Origin of the sequence: Phreatobacter sp., from assembly GCF_027532945.1 — a bacterium.
Classification (GTDB): domain Bacteria; phylum Pseudomonadota; class Alphaproteobacteria; order Rhizobiales; family Phreatobacteraceae; genus Phreatobacter.
The window spans coordinates 80,809-96,532 of record NZ_JAPZTZ010000009.1 but is presented as its reverse complement, the minus strand read 5'-3'; the positions used below and the strand labels follow the sequence as shown (position 1 = coordinate 96,532).

The 15,724-nt window shown below is 66.5% G+C and carries 13 protein-coding genes; 7 read left to right on the top strand and 6 right to left on the bottom strand.

The genetic code is table 11. From position 1 onward, the window contains the following. Positions 1 to 63: 63 nt before the first annotated feature. The 4 genes from O9344_RS07160 (at position 64) to O9344_RS07145 (ending at position 6,575) form a co-directional block, all read left to right on the top strand. Positions 64 to 1,536 carry a PAS domain-containing methyl-accepting chemotaxis protein gene (locus tag O9344_RS07160; protein ID WP_298474659.1) on the top strand — a complete coding sequence of 491 codons (1,473 nt, stop codon included), beginning with the start codon at positions 64 to 66 and terminating at the stop codon, positions 1,534 to 1,536. 214 nt (positions 1,537 to 1,750) lie between these two features. Beyond that, positions 1,751 to 3,226 carry a PAS domain-containing methyl-accepting chemotaxis protein gene (locus O9344_RS07155; RefSeq protein ID WP_298474657.1) on the top strand — a complete coding sequence of 492 codons (1,476 nt, stop codon included), beginning with the start codon at positions 1,751 to 1,753 and terminating at the stop codon, positions 3,224 to 3,226. A gap of 485 nt (positions 3,227 to 3,711) precedes the next feature. Next, on the top strand, positions 3,712 to 5,400 hold the full coding sequence (locus tag O9344_RS07150) for a HAMP domain-containing methyl-accepting chemotaxis protein (protein ID WP_298474655.1): 1,689 nt from the start codon (positions 3,712 to 3,714) through the stop codon (positions 5,398 to 5,400). Positions 5,401 to 5,756: 356 nt separating this feature from the next. Further along, entirely contained in the window at positions 5,757 to 6,575 is an 819-nt protein-coding gene (locus O9344_RS07145) for a hypothetical protein (protein WP_298474653.1), read from the top strand. Positions 6,576 to 6,580: 5 nt separating this feature from the next. On the opposite strand, the gene O9344_RS07140 is transcribed toward O9344_RS07145, so the two are convergent. Further along, positions 6,581 to 7,378, bottom strand: coding sequence for a creatininase family protein (locus tag O9344_RS07140; protein ID WP_298474652.1), 798 nt, complete (start codon positions 7,376 to 7,378; stop codon positions 6,581 to 6,583). Between the two features lie 123 nt (positions 7,379 to 7,501). Between O9344_RS07140 and O9344_RS07135 the strand changes: the two genes are divergently transcribed. Next, a complete protein-coding gene (locus tag O9344_RS07135) occupies positions 7,502 to 8,674 on the top strand; it encodes an amidohydrolase/deacetylase family metallohydrolase (protein ID WP_298474651.1) in 1,173 nt (390 codons plus the stop codon). Between the two features lie 74 nt (positions 8,675 to 8,748). On the opposite strand, the gene O9344_RS07130 is transcribed toward O9344_RS07135, so the two are convergent. Further along, entirely contained in the window at positions 8,749 to 10,218 is a 1,470-nt protein-coding gene (locus O9344_RS07130) for a HAMP domain-containing methyl-accepting chemotaxis protein (RefSeq protein WP_298474648.1), read from the bottom strand. Positions 10,219 to 10,230: 12 nt separating this feature from the next. Then, positions 10,231 to 10,419: a hypothetical protein gene (locus O9344_RS07125; RefSeq protein WP_298474646.1), complete on the bottom strand. Its 189-nt coding sequence runs from the start codon at positions 10,417 to 10,419 to the stop codon at positions 10,231 to 10,233. Positions 10,420 to 10,554: 135 nt separating this feature from the next. Here O9344_RS07125 and O9344_RS07120 point away from each other — a divergent pair, with 135 nt between their 5' ends. Beyond that, positions 10,555 to 11,922: an FAD-binding oxidoreductase gene (locus tag O9344_RS07120; protein WP_298474644.1), complete on the top strand. Its 1,368-nt coding sequence runs from the start codon at positions 10,555 to 10,557 to the stop codon at positions 11,920 to 11,922. 53 nt (positions 11,923 to 11,975) lie between these two features. Beyond that, entirely contained in the window at positions 11,976 to 12,560 is a 585-nt protein-coding gene (locus O9344_RS07115) for an NAD(P)H-dependent oxidoreductase (RefSeq protein WP_298474642.1), read from the top strand. 337 nt (positions 12,561 to 12,897) lie between these two features. Here O9344_RS07115 and O9344_RS07110 read toward each other — a convergent pair whose 3' ends face one another. The 3 genes from O9344_RS07110 to O9344_RS07100 are packed head-to-tail and all read right to left on the bottom strand — an operon-like array spanning position 12,898 to position 15,625. Continuing rightward, positions 12,898 to 13,782 carry an ABC transporter permease gene (locus O9344_RS07110; RefSeq protein WP_298474640.1) on the bottom strand — a complete coding sequence of 295 codons (885 nt, stop codon included), beginning with the start codon at positions 13,780 to 13,782 and terminating at the stop codon, positions 12,898 to 12,900. Further along, positions 13,779 to 14,588, bottom strand: coding sequence for an ABC transporter ATP-binding protein (locus O9344_RS07105; protein ID WP_298474638.1), 810 nt, complete (start codon positions 14,586 to 14,588; stop codon positions 13,779 to 13,781). The genes O9344_RS07110 and O9344_RS07105 overlap by 4 nt, the downstream gene beginning before the upstream one ends. A gap of 2 nt (positions 14,589 to 14,590) precedes the next feature. Further along, a complete protein-coding gene (locus O9344_RS07100; RefSeq protein ID WP_298474636.1) occupies positions 14,591 to 15,625 on the bottom strand; it encodes an ABC transporter substrate-binding protein in 1,035 nt (344 codons plus the stop codon). Between the last annotated feature and the right edge of the window lie 99 nt (positions 15,626 to 15,724).

Here is a 15,724-nt window from a genome sequence, read left to right as displayed (position 1 = left end):
CAAGATCAACGCTGTTCCCTAGCGTCACGCCGAATACGGCAAGGACGTTCCGAGGGGGGACAGATGTTTTTTCGTGATGGCGCGGCCGACAAGCTGGCAGCGATCGATCGGTCCCAGGCCGTCATCGAGTTTCAACCGGACGGAACGATTCTGACGGCCAACGACAACTTCCTCAAGGCCATGGGCTACGGGCTCGAGGAGATCCGTGGCAAGCATCACTCGATGTTCGTTGCGCCCGAGGAAAAGGACAGCCCAGGCTACCGCGCCTTCTGGGACGCGCTTCGGTCCGGCAAGTTCCAGGTCGCCGAGTACAAGCGCATCGGCAAGGGCGGCAAGGAGGTCTGGATCCAGGCCTCCTACAACCCGATCGTCGACAAGCGCGGCCGGGTCTACATGGTCGCCAAATATGCAACCGACGTGACCACGCAGAAGCTGCGCAATGCCGATATCGAGGGCCAGCTTGCCGCGATCCACAAGGCGCAGGCGGTCATCGAATTCAATCTCGACGGCACGATCATCACCGCCAACCAGAACTTCCTGTCGACGGTTGGCTACGGGCTGGAGGAGATCCGCGGCAAGCACCACTCGCTGTTCGTCGATCCGGCCGAGACGAAGAGCCCCGCCTATCGCGACTTCTGGGCCGCCCTCGCCCGCGGCGAGTTCCAGGCCGCCCAGTACAAGCGCTTCGGCAAGGGCGGCAGGGAGGTTTGGATCCAGGCCACCTACAATCCGATCTTCGACATGAACGGCAAACCGTTCAAGGTCGTGAAATTCGCCACTGACATCACCGCGCAGGTGAAGGAGCAGGAGCGCCGCACGGTGGTCCAGCGGCAGATCGACGGCGACCTCACCGGCATCGGCGAGGCGGTCTCCAAGGCCACCCACGAGGCGACGCAGGTCGCGGCAGCCTCGACCCAGACCTCCGGCAACGTCCAGGCAGTGGCGGCCGGTGCCGAGGAGCTTGCGGCCTCGGTCGGCGAGATCAGCCGCCAGGTGACCCACGCCCGGGAAATCTCGGCGGGGGCCGTCGCCCAGGCGACGCGCACCAGCGATATCGTCTCCGGCCTCACCTCGGCCGCTGCGCGCATCGGCGATGTCGTTCAGCTGATCACCAACATCGCCGGCCAGACCAATCTGCTCGCGCTCAATGCCACGATCGAGGCGGCACGCGCGGGTGAGGCCGGCAAGGGCTTCGCGGTGGTGGCCTCCGAAGTGAAGAGCCTTGCGACCCAGACGTCCAAGGCGACGGAGGAAATCTCAGCCCAGATTGCCTCGGTCCAGGCCTCCACCCAGGATGCGGTGAGCGCCATCGGCGACATTTCCGGGACCATCATGCGCATCAGCGAGATCTCGACGGCCATCGCCACGGCGGTGGAGGAACAGAGCGCGGTGACGGCCGAGATGAGCTCGAACATGCGCGTGGCGGCCGAGGGCGTTCAGGCCATCTCCCACAGCATGAAGGAGATCGCCGGCTCCACCGCCGAGATCGACCAGGCGACGGGCAAAGTCAGGGCGGCATCCCGTTCGCTCGCCTGAGGCCAACCATAGGCCAGGCCGCACGCGGCCTGGCACCGGTCCTGTGTATGGTGCGGTCCTTCTGAGCCGAGACGACTGCTCGCACCTGCGACACCGAGACGGACAGATTGTCGCACGCCGCCTCAATCCACATTCAGTATCTGTCAAGAGACAAGGCTTACCCAAGGGAATGTAAAGCCAAGCTGACACGGCTCGCATTTCCAAAGGTACGTCCATGCCGATCTTCTCCTCCGACACCGCCGCCAAGGTCGCCGCCCTCGACCGCTCGCAAGCCGTGATCGAGTTCAAGCCGGATGGCACGATCCTCAGCGCCAATGCTAATTTCCTCGCGGCGGTCGGCTATGGCCTCGACGAGATCCGCGGCCGCCACCACAGCATGTTTGTGGTGCCCGAGGAGCGGGAGAGCGCGGCCTATCGTGCGCTCTGGCGGGATCTCGCGGCCGGCGCGTTCCGCGCCGCGGAGTTTCGCCGCATCGGCAAGGGGGGCCGCGAGATCTGGATCCAGGCCTCCTACAATCCGTTGAAGGACCGCCGCGGCCGCACCTTCAAGGTGGTCAAGTATGCCGCCGACATCACCGCGGCCAAACGGCAAACGGCCGAGGCCGCCGGCCAGCTGGAGGCGCTGAACCGATCGCTGGCCGTGATCGAGTTCGAGCCGGACGGCACGATCATCGCCGCCAACCCCAATTTCCTCGGCGCGGTCGGCTATGGGATCGACGAGATCCGCGGCCGGCACCACCGCATGTTCATGGATCCCAAGGAGCGCGAGGGCGCCGAGTATCGCGCGTTCTGGGAAAAGCTCGGGCGGGGCGAGTTCCATGCCGGGCGCTACCGCCGCAGCGGCAACGGCGGCCGGGAGATCTGGATCCAGGCCTCGTACAACCCGATCATCGATGCGAGCGGCCGACCGTTCAAGGTGGTCAAGTTCGCCTCCGACGTGACGGCGGAGGTTCTCGCCGCGCAGCAACGTGAGGCCGCGGTGCGGGACATCGGCGGCGGGCTCACCGGGATCTCCCAGGCCGTGACCGTCGCTCGCAACGAGGCGACGGAGGTGGCGGATGCCTCGGAAGAGACGTCCGGCAAGGTGCAGGCCATGGCCTCGGGCGCCTCGGAACTCGCCGCCTCGGTCAGCGAGATCAGCCGCCAGGTCGCCCGCGCCCGCGACATCGCCGGCGCGGCGGTGGAGCAGGCTGCCCGCACCGGCGACATCGTCGCCGGGCTGTCGGCCGCTGCCGCGCGCATCGGCGACGTGGTCCAGCTCATCAACGGCATTGCTGCCCAAACCAATCTGCTCGCCCTCAACGCCACGATCGAGGCGGCGCGCGCCGGCGAAGCCGGCCGCGGCTTCGCGGTGGTCGCATCCGAGGTGAAATCGCTCGCCGGCCAGACCGCCAAGGCGACAGAGGAGATCGCCGCCCAGATCGCCTCCGTCCAGGCCTCCACAGATGGCGCGGTCGGGGCGATCGGCGAGATCTCCTCGACTATCCTCAGCATCAGCGAGATCTCGACCACCATCGCCGCGGCAGTGGAGGAACAGAGCGCGGTCACGGCCGACATGTCCTCGAACATGCGGGTGGCGGCGGAGGGCGCTCAAGCTATCTCCCACAGCATGAAGAAGATCGCCAGCTCCACCGCCGAGATCGACCAAGCCACCGTCAAGGTGCGCACCGCCTCCCGTTCGCTCGCCTGAGCTGTCTGTCCACGCGGCCAGATCCGGCTCGCTGGCGCCGGGTCCCCCTTGCTCGACAATGGGGTGGCGGGAGTTTGCATCGGTCGGGGGGCTCACGGGGACTGACATCGTCCGGGCGCAGACCGCTCCCGGCTCGAAAGGCCCGCAGACGTCACGCGACGTCACCCATAGAAGAAGAACGCGACCTGTCACCATGGATCGGCGCCCCGTTCAGGGGCGCCGATGCCAATTTCCGCCATGCAATTCTGCATGACGGCCTTCTTCGCTCGGACGCCGTATCTATCCGTTGCACAAGCGCACAATACGCAACCCCCCTACGCAAAAACACCTATCGGAACCGTGGCCATCATCTTGACCGCGCGAGTTGTCCCCTTCTGAACAACAGGAAAGATTCTCCTCAATTGCCGTTCATACTTTGTTGTTTGGGCGCAGCCTTACCTCACGTCAACGCCAGAGAGGCGTATGGCTGAAAGGGGAAATGCTCGATGTTGGTTTGGTTTCAAAACCGCGCCATTGCCACGAAGATCATGGCCGCTGCGGCCATCTTGATTGTCGCCATGGTGGCTGTTGGTGCCGTTGCATTTGTATCGCTGAAACAGATGTACGACGCCAAGAGGGATCTTCACCAGGCAAGCGAGAGGCTTTTCGTCGCCGGCCGCGTCGCCACCCACCTCTTGGCTTACGTGACCGATGCGCGGTCGCAGAGCCAGGACCTGCAGCCCTCCCAACGCCAGCAATACGAGGCGGCGGCCGACCAGCAGTACAGGCAGCTGCTCGCCCGGCTGGATGAATTGATGCCGATGACCTTCACCGAGGCCGGGCGTACCGAGGTCGGCCGGATCCGCCAGGCTGCCGAACGGTACGAGGCCGCTCATCAGCGACTGCGCGCCCAGGCCCGCAGTGGGGATTTGCAGGGCGCTGCCCAGACCGCTCGCGAGGCCCACCCTGCCGTCGATCAGGAGCGTCAGACACTGGCGTCATTCGACAACCGCAATGAAGCCCGCAAGAAGGAAATGCTGCAGCGTTCCGATGAGGTTTTCGAGCGCGCCGTCTGGCTTATGATCGCGACGACGATCCTCGGCCTGCTTGCCGGTGGCGGTCTGATGGCGGCCATCGTCGTGGGCATGGTCACGAGGCCGCTGAAATCCATCACAGCCGCCATGCTGAAGGTCGCCGACGGTGACGCCCAAGCCGATGTGCCGGCCCTTGGCCGCAAGGACGAAGTGGGTCACCTCGCGGGCGCCCTCGAAACGTTCAAGAGCAATCTGGTGGAGAGCCGACGCCTGGCCGCCGAGCAGGAAGCAGAGCGGGCCGCGAAGGAGCGTCGCGCCAACGTCGTCTCCGGTGCCGTGGCTGCGTTCGAAAAGCAGATCGGCGAAGTCGTCAGCACGGTGAGTTCGGCCTCCTCGGAACTCGAGGCCGCGGCCGCGACGCTGACACAGACGGCCGGATCGGCGCAGCAGCTTTCGACCATCGTCGCGGCCGCCTCGGAAGAGGCAGCGGGCAATGTCCAGTCCGTCGCCGCGGCGACCGACGAAATGTCTTCGTCGGTCGGCGAGATCGGACGCCAGGTGCAGGAATCCTCGCGCCGGGCGCAGCAGGCCGTGCAACTGGCGAACTCGACCGATGCCAAAGTCACCGAGCTCCTCGACTCCGCCGGGCGCATCGGTGAGGTGGTCAAGCTGATCACCGCCGTCGCCGACCAGACCAACCTCCTGGCGCTGAACGCGACGATCGAAGCCGCGCGCGCCGGCGAGGCCGGCAAGGGTTTCGCCGTCGTGGCAAGCGAGGTGAAGGCTCTGGCCAGCCAGACGGCCAAGGCGACCGAGGCGATCTCTGCCCAGATCATCTCGATGCAGAATGCAACGCGCGAGGCCGCTTCCGCCATCCGGACGATCGGGACGAGCATTGTCGAGGTGTCGGAGATTTCCACGGCCATTGCCGCAGCTGTCGAGGAGCAAGGCGCCGCGACCCTCGAGATCGCTCGCAACGTCCAGGAGGCCGCCAAGGGGACGACGGAGGTCGCCTCCAACATCTCCCAGGTCAATCGCGGCGCCGTTGAAACCGGCTCGGCCTCGGCCCAGGTGTTGTCGGCCGCCCAGGAACTCGCGGTCCAGGGCTCCAGCCTCAAGACGCAGGTCGACAGTTTCCTGGCCACCGTCCGGGCGGCATGATCGCCACGGCGATCAGCGGGACAACAGATGACTGCCGGACCGCCCGATCCTCCGGGCGGTCTTCGGCGCCCGGTCACCGCGCGCCATGACCGCCAGACGACTTGCCGTTGATCGCCGTTCAGCGGCCAACCACGTGATCGCAGCCGAACATCGGACAAGCGCTGGGGCATTGCGCGGGTGACCGGCCCTGCCGACCATTGTCGGCTTTCGCAACGAGCCTTGGTGCCCACCCGATACGACAGGATGAAGATCGGTTCATCCAGCCCGAGGTCAACAATTCAGCCTTCGTTGTCCGTCTTCTTTCCGCATTGTTTTATGGATTTGCGCGATGATCAGCTCATCGAAAGGGCGCTTTCATGTCCCTGATGCTCGTCGCCGCGCAGTCCGACCCGCCGATCGTCGCCGCCCCGCCGCTTGCGCCGGAGGCCGGCGGCCACCAGGAACGGCACAGCGAACTCCTCTCCCGGCTCGGCATCCACAGCTGGTCCATCGACCTGAAGACGGAGGCCGTGCGCTGGGAACGGGTGGGCCCGACGGGTGCGGCCCTCGTCGTGCGGGCGACGCTGACCGATCTGCTCCGGCAGGCCAATGACGCGGATTCCGCGACGTTCCGCGGCCACCTCAAGCAGGCGATCGACGAGGGGCATTCCGGCCCGGTCCGGTTCCGTTTCGATGACCTCGACCAGAGCGGCATCGAGATCGAATCGGTCTGTGTGCTGCGCCGGATCCACGGCCATCCCGTGGTGATCGGCCTCTACCGGTCCTGCGACCGCGAGGCGCGCCAGGCCGGCATGGTCCAGGCGCTGCGCTCCAGCCTCGACACGCTGGTGGCGGAATCCACGAGCTGCATGTTGGTGCTGGCGCGCGACGGCACGATCCTCAATTGCAATCCGCCCTTCCTCAAATTCCTCAACATCCGCGAGCGCAAGCTGGTGATCCGCCAGAATGCCGTCGAGCTGTTCAGCCGTGTATCGGACCGGATGGACGGCATCCTGCGCGGCGTGCTGCTGTCGCACGACACCATTGCCGGCCATGCGGTCGCAACCTTCCATGCCGGCCAGGTCCGCGACGTGCGCTGGAAGGCCTATGACCTTGCCTTCCAGCGGCCGGAAGCAGCGACGCGGATCTTCGCCTTCGACCTGCACCGCGTCGACGGCGACGACCTCGTCGGCTGAAACGGTCAGGTCGCCTTATAGAGGCGCCTGATGTCGAAGCGGGCCATGTCGTCGAGCAGCTTGACGAATTCCCCGGCCTGCCAGGCGGCGGTGGCGCGGCCCTTCTCAGGCGTCGCCAGCGAGGCATCGCCCGCGGTCCCGTCGGGATGGATGTCCTGCGCCATCCAGCCGAAGGCGTGGTTCACGGTAGGACGGAGATAGGTGAACTCCTTCTCCATGGCGACCATGATCGGCTCGAAGAGCTTGGCCTGGGCCATGTCCACGAGATCGGGCCGGAAATGCAGCATCAGCGATGTCTCGACATCGCCGCCATGGATGCCGTGCTTGATGTCGAGATCGCCGTAGAGACCTGGCGGGCGGCCGAAGGCGGTCCAGCTCGTCACCACCGCCAGCTGGCCGAAGCGCACGCGCAGCTCGCGCGCCACCACACGCATCGGGTCGAGATTGCCGCCGTGGGAGGTCATGAGCACGATCTTCGAGATGCCGGCGCGCTTGACGCTCTCGCCGATGTCGATCCAGCCGCGCAGCACCGTTTCGGCCGAGAGCGTCAGCGTGCCCTTGGAATGGAGGTGCTCGTTGGACTTCGCCACGGCCTCGATGGGCAGGAAGAGCGCGGTCACACCCTCCCCCACCAGCGGGAAAGCCGTCTCGATCATGCCCTGCATGATGGACGTGTCGGTGGAGACCGGCAGATGCGGCCCATGCTGCTCGATGGCGGCGAGCGGCAGGACGGCGACGGTCGTCGCGGGGTCCAGCCGGTCGAAGTCGGTGGTCTTGAGGTCACCCCAGTGGCGCGCCGGCATGGGAGGTCTCCGCAAATCTCATGTCGCGGCTGTTGGCAAGCCGCTGCCCGCCGCGCAATCTGACGCCCGCGGCGAGATGCGGCAACGGGCCCATCCGACCGTCCACAGCTAGCGGAGCCTTCCATGACCTTCGACCTGATCCTGCGCGGTGGCCGGGTGATCGACCCCTCGCAGAAGATCGACGGCATCCGCGACGTCGCTTTCGCCGGCGGCAAGGTGGCGGCGGTCGGCAAGGACCTGAAGCCGGATGCTGGCACAGAGATCCGCGACGTGTCCGGTTATATCGTCACGCCCGGCCTCATCGACCTGCATACCCATGTCTATTGGGGCGGCACCTCGCTCGGCATCGATGCCGAGGAGTTCTGCCGCACCTCCGGCGTCACCACCGCCATCGACACGGGCTCGGCGGGTCCGGGCAACTGGATGGGCTTCCGCAAGCACGTCATCGAGAAGAGCCAGGTGCGAATCCTCGCCTATCTTCATGTCAGCCATGCCGGCATCTACGGCTTCGACAAGAAGGTCATGGTCGGCGAGAGCCGCGAGATCGACATGCTCAACCCGGCGGATTGCGCCCGCGTCGCCGACGAGAACCGCGACCTCATCGTCGGCATCAAGGTGCGCGTCGGCCGCAACTCCTCCGGCACCAATGGTGAGGCGGCCCTCGACATGGCGTTGCAGGTGGCCAACGAGGTGGGGATGCCGCTGATGGCCCATATCGACCATCCGCCGCCGTCCTATGAGCATGTCATCGGCCGCCTGCGCCCGGGCGATGTGCTGACCCACGCCTTCCGCCCCTTCCCCAACGCCCCCTGCACCGCGCAAGGGGCGGTGAAGCCGGAGGTCATCGCCGCCCGCAAGAAGGGCGTCATCTTCGACATCGGCCACGGCAAGGGCTCGTTTTCGTTCAAGACGACGCGCGCCATGCTGGCCGGCGGCTTCGAGCCGGACGTCATCTCCTCCGACGTTCACACGCTCTGCATCGAGGGCCCGGCCTTCGATCAGGTGACGACCCTGTCGAAGTTCCTGTGCATGGGTATGCCGCTGGATCGGGTCATCGCCGCCTCCACGGTCAATGCGGCCATGGCGCTGAAGCGCCCCGAACTCGGCACACTGAAGCCGGGTTCGGTCGGCGATGCGACGATCCTGACCATCAAGGACGGCAAGTTCGATTACGTGGACGTGGTCGGCGAGCACCTGATCGGCGACAAGAAGATCGTCTCCGAGGGCACGGTCGTCGCCGGCAAGTGGTGGCACCCCAAGCGGTCCAACAAGTTCCGCAAGCTCAGCGCCGCCTGATCACCCCGCCTGGTCACAACGAAAAGGCCCGGCTCGAGCCGGGCCTTTTGCTTTTTTGAGAGTGCCCGGCGCGATCAGGCCGCGCGAATGCGGCCAAGGAAGCCCGAGACGGCGGTGCCAAGCTGGCTCGACCCTGCTTCCAACTGGCGGGCGGCTTCGGTCATGGCACGGGCGGCGTCGCTCGTCTCGGCGGCGGCGCGGGTGACGCGGCCGATATCGGTGCCCACAGAACGGGTGCCGTCGGCAGCATCCGCAACCGAGCCGGCAATGCCGTTGGTGACGGCGGACTGCTCCTCCACCGCCGCCATGATCGAGGAGGACACCGAATTGATCTCGCCGATCGTCTTGTTGATCGCCTCGATGGCTGCCACCGCCTGGCCGGTCACGGCCTGAACCGCGCCGATCTGGCTGGCGATCTCCTCCGTCGCCTTGGAGGTCTGCGCGGCGAGGCTCTTCACCTCGGTTGCAACCACCGCGAAGCCCCGGCCCGCCTCGCCTGCCCGCGCCGCCTCGATGGTGGCGTTGAGGGCGAGGAGGTTGGTCTGGGCGGCGATGGCATTGATGAGGCTCACCACCTCGCCGATCTTCTGGGTCGAGGTGACCAGCGTGCCGACGATCTCGCCGGTGCGGGAGGCCTGCTCGACCGCGGAGGCTGCGATCTGCTGGCCCTGGGCGGTGCGGCTCGAAATCTCGCCGATGGAGCTGGCGAGTTCCTGGGCCGAGGTCGCAGCGCTCTCCACCGACTGGGTGGCGCCCGCCGAAGTCGTGGCAACCGTGCGGCCGAGGTCGTTGACGTTGGCGGCGACCTCTCCGACCCGGGAGGCATTGCCGACAATGGCATCGGCCGAGCGGGTGACGGTGGTGACCACGGACTGGACGGTGGCCGAAAACTCGTCGGCGAGCGCTGCCATGTCGCGGGTGCGCTGGGCGCGGGCCTCGGCCTCGCGTTCCGCCTCGGAGGCCTTGAGCCGCTCGACCTCGCGGACATTGTCGCGGAAGACGAGGACGGAGCGGGCGAGACCGCCGATCTCGTCATTGCGCTCGGTGTCGGACACCGCAACCGCGGTATCGCCATGGGCGACGCCGTCCACCGCCGCGGTGAGGCGTCCGAGCGGCCGGGTGACGCCGGAAAGGATGGTCCAGAAGGCAGCAAGGCCGGCAAGGAGGGCAAGGGCGACGGTCGCCGCGATGAGCCAGGTCAGCTGGCGGCGCGTCGCCTCCACTTCCGCCGCGAGAGCCGTGGCGCGGCGGGCATTCACATCGGCGAAAGCCGCCATTTCGGTGTTGAGCTGCTGCCGGGTCGTGCGGTTGGCATCATTGTCGCCAATGGCGCGGGCGGCCGTGTTGCCGGACTGGCGACCTGCGGCGGCGAGCTCGCCGCGCAGGCGGACGAAGGTTTCGGTCTGGGCGAGGAGGCGCTGCTTGATCGCCTCGTCCTCGGGACGGGCGAGGCCCGCCCATTCGCCGATCACCGTTCGAAACTTGGTCAGTTCCCGATCCTGGTTGGCGGCGAAGCGCTCGAGCACGGCCTTGTCGGCCGACATGTAGATGCCACGCTACTCCATGACCACGGCGTAGATCAGGCCGTTGGCCTGTTCGGCCAGCTGCGTGACGCGGGCGGTGCGCTGGCTTTCCTCCACAACCGACTGATAGCGCTGGAAGCCGTAGGCGGCGACTCCGCCAACAATGAGCGATGCAGCTGTCAAACCACCAACGATGGCAAAGAGCTTGGCCTTGATCTGCACAATTTTCCTCCAGAATTTCCCGTAACCTTCTGCTAATTCTCTTTCCTCCACGTTAACTGCACATGCGTTTTCTGCGGGTGAGGTTGCAGGATGGCGTCCCTCCTGCGATGGTCCGCGATCATCCGGATCCTCCCCATGACCCTGCATCAGCGCCCCGAACGCGCCTCCCACGACCTTGCGGCCCTCGAGGCCCTTCTCGGCGACATCCCCGTCATTCGCGACCCGATCCTGATCCGTCGCCGCTCGCGCGACTTCTTCTGGTACTCGCCGATCCTCGCGGAGCAGTTGAAGGAGGTCTCGGCCGACATCGTCGTGAAGCCGCGGGACGAGAGCGACGTGGTGCGGACGGTTGCGGCCTGCGCGAAGCTGCGGATCCCAGTCACGGCGCGGGCCGGCGGCACCGGCAATTACGGCCAGGCCATGCCGCTCGCCGGCGGGGTCCTGCTCGATATGACCGATATCACCGGCGTCGTCTGGCAGAAGCCGGGCTCGGTGCGGGTCAAGGCCGGCACCAACATCCTTGCCCTCGACCAGGCGATCCGGCCGAACGGCTTTGAGCTGCGCATGCACCCCTCGACCAAGCGCACCGCCACCATCGGCGGCTTTGTCGCCGGCGGCTCCGGCGGCGTCGGCTCCGTCGCCTATGGGGGCCTGCGCGAGCCCGGCAACATTCTCGCCGCGCGCATCGTCACCATCGAGGAGGAACCCCGGATCCTTGAACTCCGGCAGGACGCTGCACAGAAGGTAAACCGTGCCTATGGCACGACCGGCATCATCACCGAGCTTGAAATGCCTACCGCGCCGGCCTGGCCCTGGATCGATGTCATCGTCGCCTTCGACAGCTTCGCCGAGGCCTTCCGCGCCGGGCGCGACGTCGCCCATGCCGATGGCGTGGTCAAGAAGCTCGTCACCCCCATTGCCTGGCCGATCCCGTCCCAGTTCACGGCCCTGACCGAGGCCTGTCCGGAGGGGAAGTCGATCCTGGTCTGCATGATCGCCGCGCCGTTCCTCGACAGTTTCCGGGCGATCCTCGCCGGAAGGGGGAGCGAGACCTATGCCGCGCCGTCGCGCGAGGAGCCGACCGAGACGCCGCTCTACGAATATGCCTGGAACCACACGACGCTGCAGTGGCTGAAGACCGACCGCTCCGTCACCTATCTCCAGCTTCTCTATCCGCAGGACCGCCTGGAGGAGAGCGTGATGGAGATGGCGGCTCTGTTCGAGGGCGAGGTGCTGCCGCATCTCGAATTCATCCGCTTTGCCGGGCGCATCACCTGCTCGGCCCTGCCGATCGTGCGCTACACCACACCGGAGCGGCTCTTCGAGATCATCCGCATGCACGAGGAGCGCGGCGTGATGGTGGCGAACCCCCATGTTTATGGGCTGGAGGGCGGCTCGCGGCACAAGCGCGCCGAGGCCGACCAACTCGGCTTCAAGGCCGAGGTCGACCCGATGGGCCTGCTCAATCCCGGCAAGATGGAAAGCTACGTGCCTGTGCGCTGACGACGGCACGCGGCTTGCGACGGCACGACGCCCCTCCCCGTTCAGGCTGATCCATGCGCGTCCTTTATCTCTACTGCCACCCCCTCCCCGAGAGCTTCCACGCGGCGATCCGCACGGAAGCGCTCGCAGCCCTCGCCGCAGCTGGGCACGAGGTCGATCTGCTCGACCTCTATGCAGAGGGCTTCGACCCGGTCCTCTCCGCCGATGCGCGGCGTCGCTATCACGACGAGAGCCGCAACCAGGAAGGGCTCGAGCCCACCATCGCCCGGCTGCGCGCGGCCGAAGCCATCGTCATCCAGTTTCCGACCTGGAGTTTTGGCCCGCCCGCCATGCTCAAGGGCTTCTTCGACCGGATGTTCATGCCGGGTGTCGGTTTCGACATCTCCGACCCCGCGGCCGTAAAGCCGCTGCTCGGGAACATCAGGTCCATCACCGGCATCGTCACCTATGGCCGGCCGTTCTGGTACGCGATGTGGATGGGCGATCCGCCGAAGAAGATCGTCATGCGCTACCTCTGGTGGTTCACCGGCTGGAAGGCGCGCCGCTGCTATTGCGCGCTCTACCACATGAACGTCGCAACGCCGGAGAAGCGGGCTGGGTTCATCGCCAAGGTAAAGGCGGCGATGGCGGGCGTGTGAAGGCTCGGGGGACAGGCGAAGGGTCCGGGCGGCCTTGCCGCAAGATCCTTGCCCGCAACACTCCCCCCGATGGTGTGACTAGCAGCACCCGAGTGCGTCCTTCGAGGCTCGCTTCGCTCGCACCTCAGGATGAGGAAGGACAGTGCGTGGCAAATCGCACGCTCAGAGCGTTGCGGCGCCCGCATACCGCCGGGGCCGCAAGGCGCAACCTGCCTCATCCTGAGGTGCGAGCGGTCGCGAGAGGCGAACGCCTGTCGCGTTCGCCCGATGCAACGGCGAGCCTCGAAGGACGCACTTGCGTGGTGCAACGCGCCCCTCGCGGGCTCGCCCCCCGCCCTCAGTTCTCCCGCTTCAGCGCGCTCTCGTGCCAGCGCCGCAGGAGCATGTGCGATACCCAGCTGATGGCGAGGAAGATGGCGATGCCCGAGGCCGAAATCATGATGAGCGCGGCGAACATGCGCGGGATCTTCAGCTGATATCCGGCCTCGAGGATCCGATAGGCGAGGCCCGACGCATTGCCGCCGGAGCCGGCGACGAACTCGGCAACGACGGCGCCAATCAGCGCGAGGCCGCCCGAGATCTTCAGGCCGCCGAGGAAGTAAGGCAGCGCCGCCGGCAGGCGCAGGTAGCGCAGGGTCTGCCAGCGCGAGGCGCCATAGAGCTCGAAGAGGTTGCGCAGATTGTGGTCGGCCGAGTTGAGGCCGAGGATCGTGTTCGACAGGATCGGGAAGAAGGCGACGATCCAGGCGCAGATCAGCAGCGACAGGTTGATGTCGCCGACCCAGATGATGATCAGCGGCGCGATGGAGACGACCGGCGTCACCTGCAGGATGACCGCATAGGGGAAGAGCGACTTTTCCAGCCATTTCGACTGGGTGAACAGGATCGCGAGGCCGACGCCGAGCGTGACGGCGGCGATCAGGGCCGCAGCGGTGATGCGCAGCGTGATCCACAGCGAGGCCGAGAGCGTCGTCCAGTCGGCGGCCAGCGTCTTCGCGATCAGCAGCGGGCCGGGAAGAATGAAGGGCGGGATCGCCCGCCACCAGACGATGAACTCCCAGGCCGAGAGGGCGAGAATGCCGATGCCGAGCGGGGCAAGGATGCCCGGCCAGGTCTCGGTCGAGATGCCCAGGACCTTTCGGTCCTCGCGGAAGATCGGCCGTGCCTCGGCGTCGGTGCCGTCATGCGGGACCGTGGCTTGCGGAAGCGTCGCGTCGGTCATGCGGAGATCGCCTCCTTCAGGGTCTCGGATGCGATGCGGCACCAATGGGCGTAGTCGGCGGAGGTGCGGAACATGTCGTCGCGCGGATAGGGCGCGCCGACCCTGAGGTCGGCCATCACCCGGCCGGGGCGCGCCGCCATCACCACGATGCGCTGCGACAGGTACACGCTCTCGAAGACCGAATGGGTGACGAAGACTGCGGTGAAGCGGTTCGCCTCCCACAGGCGCAGGAGATCGTCGTTGAGCTTGTGGCGGGTGATCTCGTCCAGCGCCGCGAAGGGCTCGTCCATCAGCAGGATCTGTGGATGAGTCACCAGCGCGCGGGCGATGGACACGCGCATCTTCATGCCGCCCGAAAGCTCGCGCGGATAGCTTGTCTCGAACCCCTTGAGGCCGACGAGCGACAGCATCTCGGCGCCGCGGGCGGCTGCCTCGCCACGGTTGGTGCCGGCGAGCTTTAGCGGCAGGACGACATTGTCCAGCGCCGTGGCCCAGGGCATCAGCGTCGGGTCCTGGAAGACGAAGCCAAGTTCTCGCGCCGGCTTGCCCCAGGCGTCATGGGCCGAGCCCATCCAGTCGATGGTGCCGACGCTCGGATCCCCGAGGCCGGCAATCATGCGCAGCAGCGTGGACTTGCCGCAGCCCGACGGGCCGAGAAGGCTGACGAACTCGCCCGCCGCGAGGTCGAGATTGACGTCGCGGACGGCGATGGTGCCGTTGGCGAACTGCTTGGAGACATTGCGGATGGCGACGAGCGGCCTGCCGCCCGCCGCCACCGGGGTCCCGTCGGGAATGGCGTCGCTCACGATCAGGACTTGCCCACACCCTTGTTGACGAAACGCAGGTCATAGGCCCGCTTGAAGTCGACGCCCGCGGGGAAGACGCCGGCATCGCGCATCTGGTTGTAGAAGGTCTGCCAGCGCGCATCGGTCATGGCACCAATGCCGAGCGTCGTGGCGTCGCCGGACATGACGATGCCGTTCTCGGTCATGACCCTGATCGCATAGTCGATCTTGGCCTGATCCATGTCCGGGTTGTCGCGCATGATCAGCTTGTTGGCCTCGGCGACGGCGGGGCCGCCCTTCATGTACTCGGCCCAGCCCTCGAGCGAGGCGGTGACGAAGCGCTGCACCACGTCGGCGCGCTCGTCGACCATCTTCTTCGAGATGTTGATGGTGGTGTTGTAGTTGGCGAAGCCGGCGTCAGCGATCAGATGAACCAGCGGCCTCACGCCGCCCTGCTGCTGGATGGCGAAGGGCTCGGAAGACAGGAAACCCTGCTGGCAGATGTTCTTGTCGGCGAGGAACGGCGCCATGTTGAAGGTGTAGGGGCGCGCCTGCTCGTCGGTGAAGCCGAAGCGGGCCTTGAGATAGGGCCAGTAGGAGGTGCGGCCGCCGGCGCCCACCAGGATGGTCTTGCCCCTCAGTGCGGCGAGGCTGTCATTGCCGACACCGGGGTGGCAGATGATGACCTGCGGGTCCTTCTGGAAGATCGAGGCGATGCAGAGGAAGGGCAGGTTCTCCTGCACGTAGCGGACGGCCTCGAAGGAGTTCGACATGATCATGTCGACGCGGCCGCCAAGCAGGAGCTGCGAGGGATTCTGCTGAGGGCCGCCCATGCGGATGTCGGCGTCGATGCCGTACTTGCGATAGATGCCGGCGGCGACCGCCTGGTAGAAGCCGCCATGCTCGGCCTGGGCGCGCCAATTGGTCTGGTAGGACACCTTGTCGAGGCCCTGGGCGGAGACCATCCCCGACCGCATCAGATAGGCGGCGGAAACGGCGCCGCCGAGGGCGAGGGCGCTACGACGGGTCATGCTGGTGCGGGGGAACGTGGCGGGCATTGCGACCTCTCCTGGTGCGGGCCTTGCCGGCCCTTGAACGCGATGATCTCGACGGGAGCAACGCCCGTGCCGACTTATCCTCCATTTATAGCGCGGGGC

Bases quoted from the DNA above. Each gene is read 5' to 3' on its own strand.
- O9344_RS07160 (WP_298474659.1), top strand. From the start codon at position 64: ATGTTTTTTCGTGATGGCGCGGCCGACAAGCTGGCAGCGATCGATCGG.
- O9344_RS07155 (WP_298474657.1), top strand. From the start codon at position 1,751: ATGCCGATCTTCTCCTCCGACACCGCCGCCAAGGTCGCCGCCCTCGAC.
- O9344_RS07150 (WP_298474655.1), top strand. From the start codon at position 3,712: ATGTTGGTTTGGTTTCAAAACCGCGCCATTGCCACGAAGATCATGGCC.
- O9344_RS07145 (WP_298474653.1), top strand. From the start codon at position 5,757: ATGTCCCTGATGCTCGTCGCCGCGCAGTCCGACCCGCCGATCGTCGCC.
- O9344_RS07140 (WP_298474652.1), bottom strand. From the start codon at position 7,378: ATGCCGGCGCGCCACTGGGGTGACCTCAAGACCACCGACTTCGACCGG.
- O9344_RS07135 (WP_298474651.1), top strand. From the start codon at position 7,502: ATGACCTTCGACCTGATCCTGCGCGGTGGCCGGGTGATCGACCCCTCG.
- O9344_RS07130 (WP_298474648.1), bottom strand. From the start codon at position 10,218: ATGTCGGCCGACAAGGCCGTGCTCGAGCGCTTCGCCGCCAACCAGGAT.
- O9344_RS07120 (WP_298474644.1), top strand. From the start codon at position 10,555: ATGACCCTGCATCAGCGCCCCGAACGCGCCTCCCACGACCTTGCGGCC.
- O9344_RS07115 (WP_298474642.1), top strand. From the start codon at position 11,976: ATGCGCGTCCTTTATCTCTACTGCCACCCCCTCCCCGAGAGCTTCCAC.
- O9344_RS07110 (WP_298474640.1), bottom strand. From the start codon at position 13,782: ATGACCGACGCGACGCTTCCGCAAGCCACGGTCCCGCATGACGGCACC.
- O9344_RS07100 (WP_298474636.1), bottom strand. From the start codon at position 15,625: ATGCCCGCCACGTTCCCCCGCACCAGCATGACCCGTCGTAGCGCCCTC.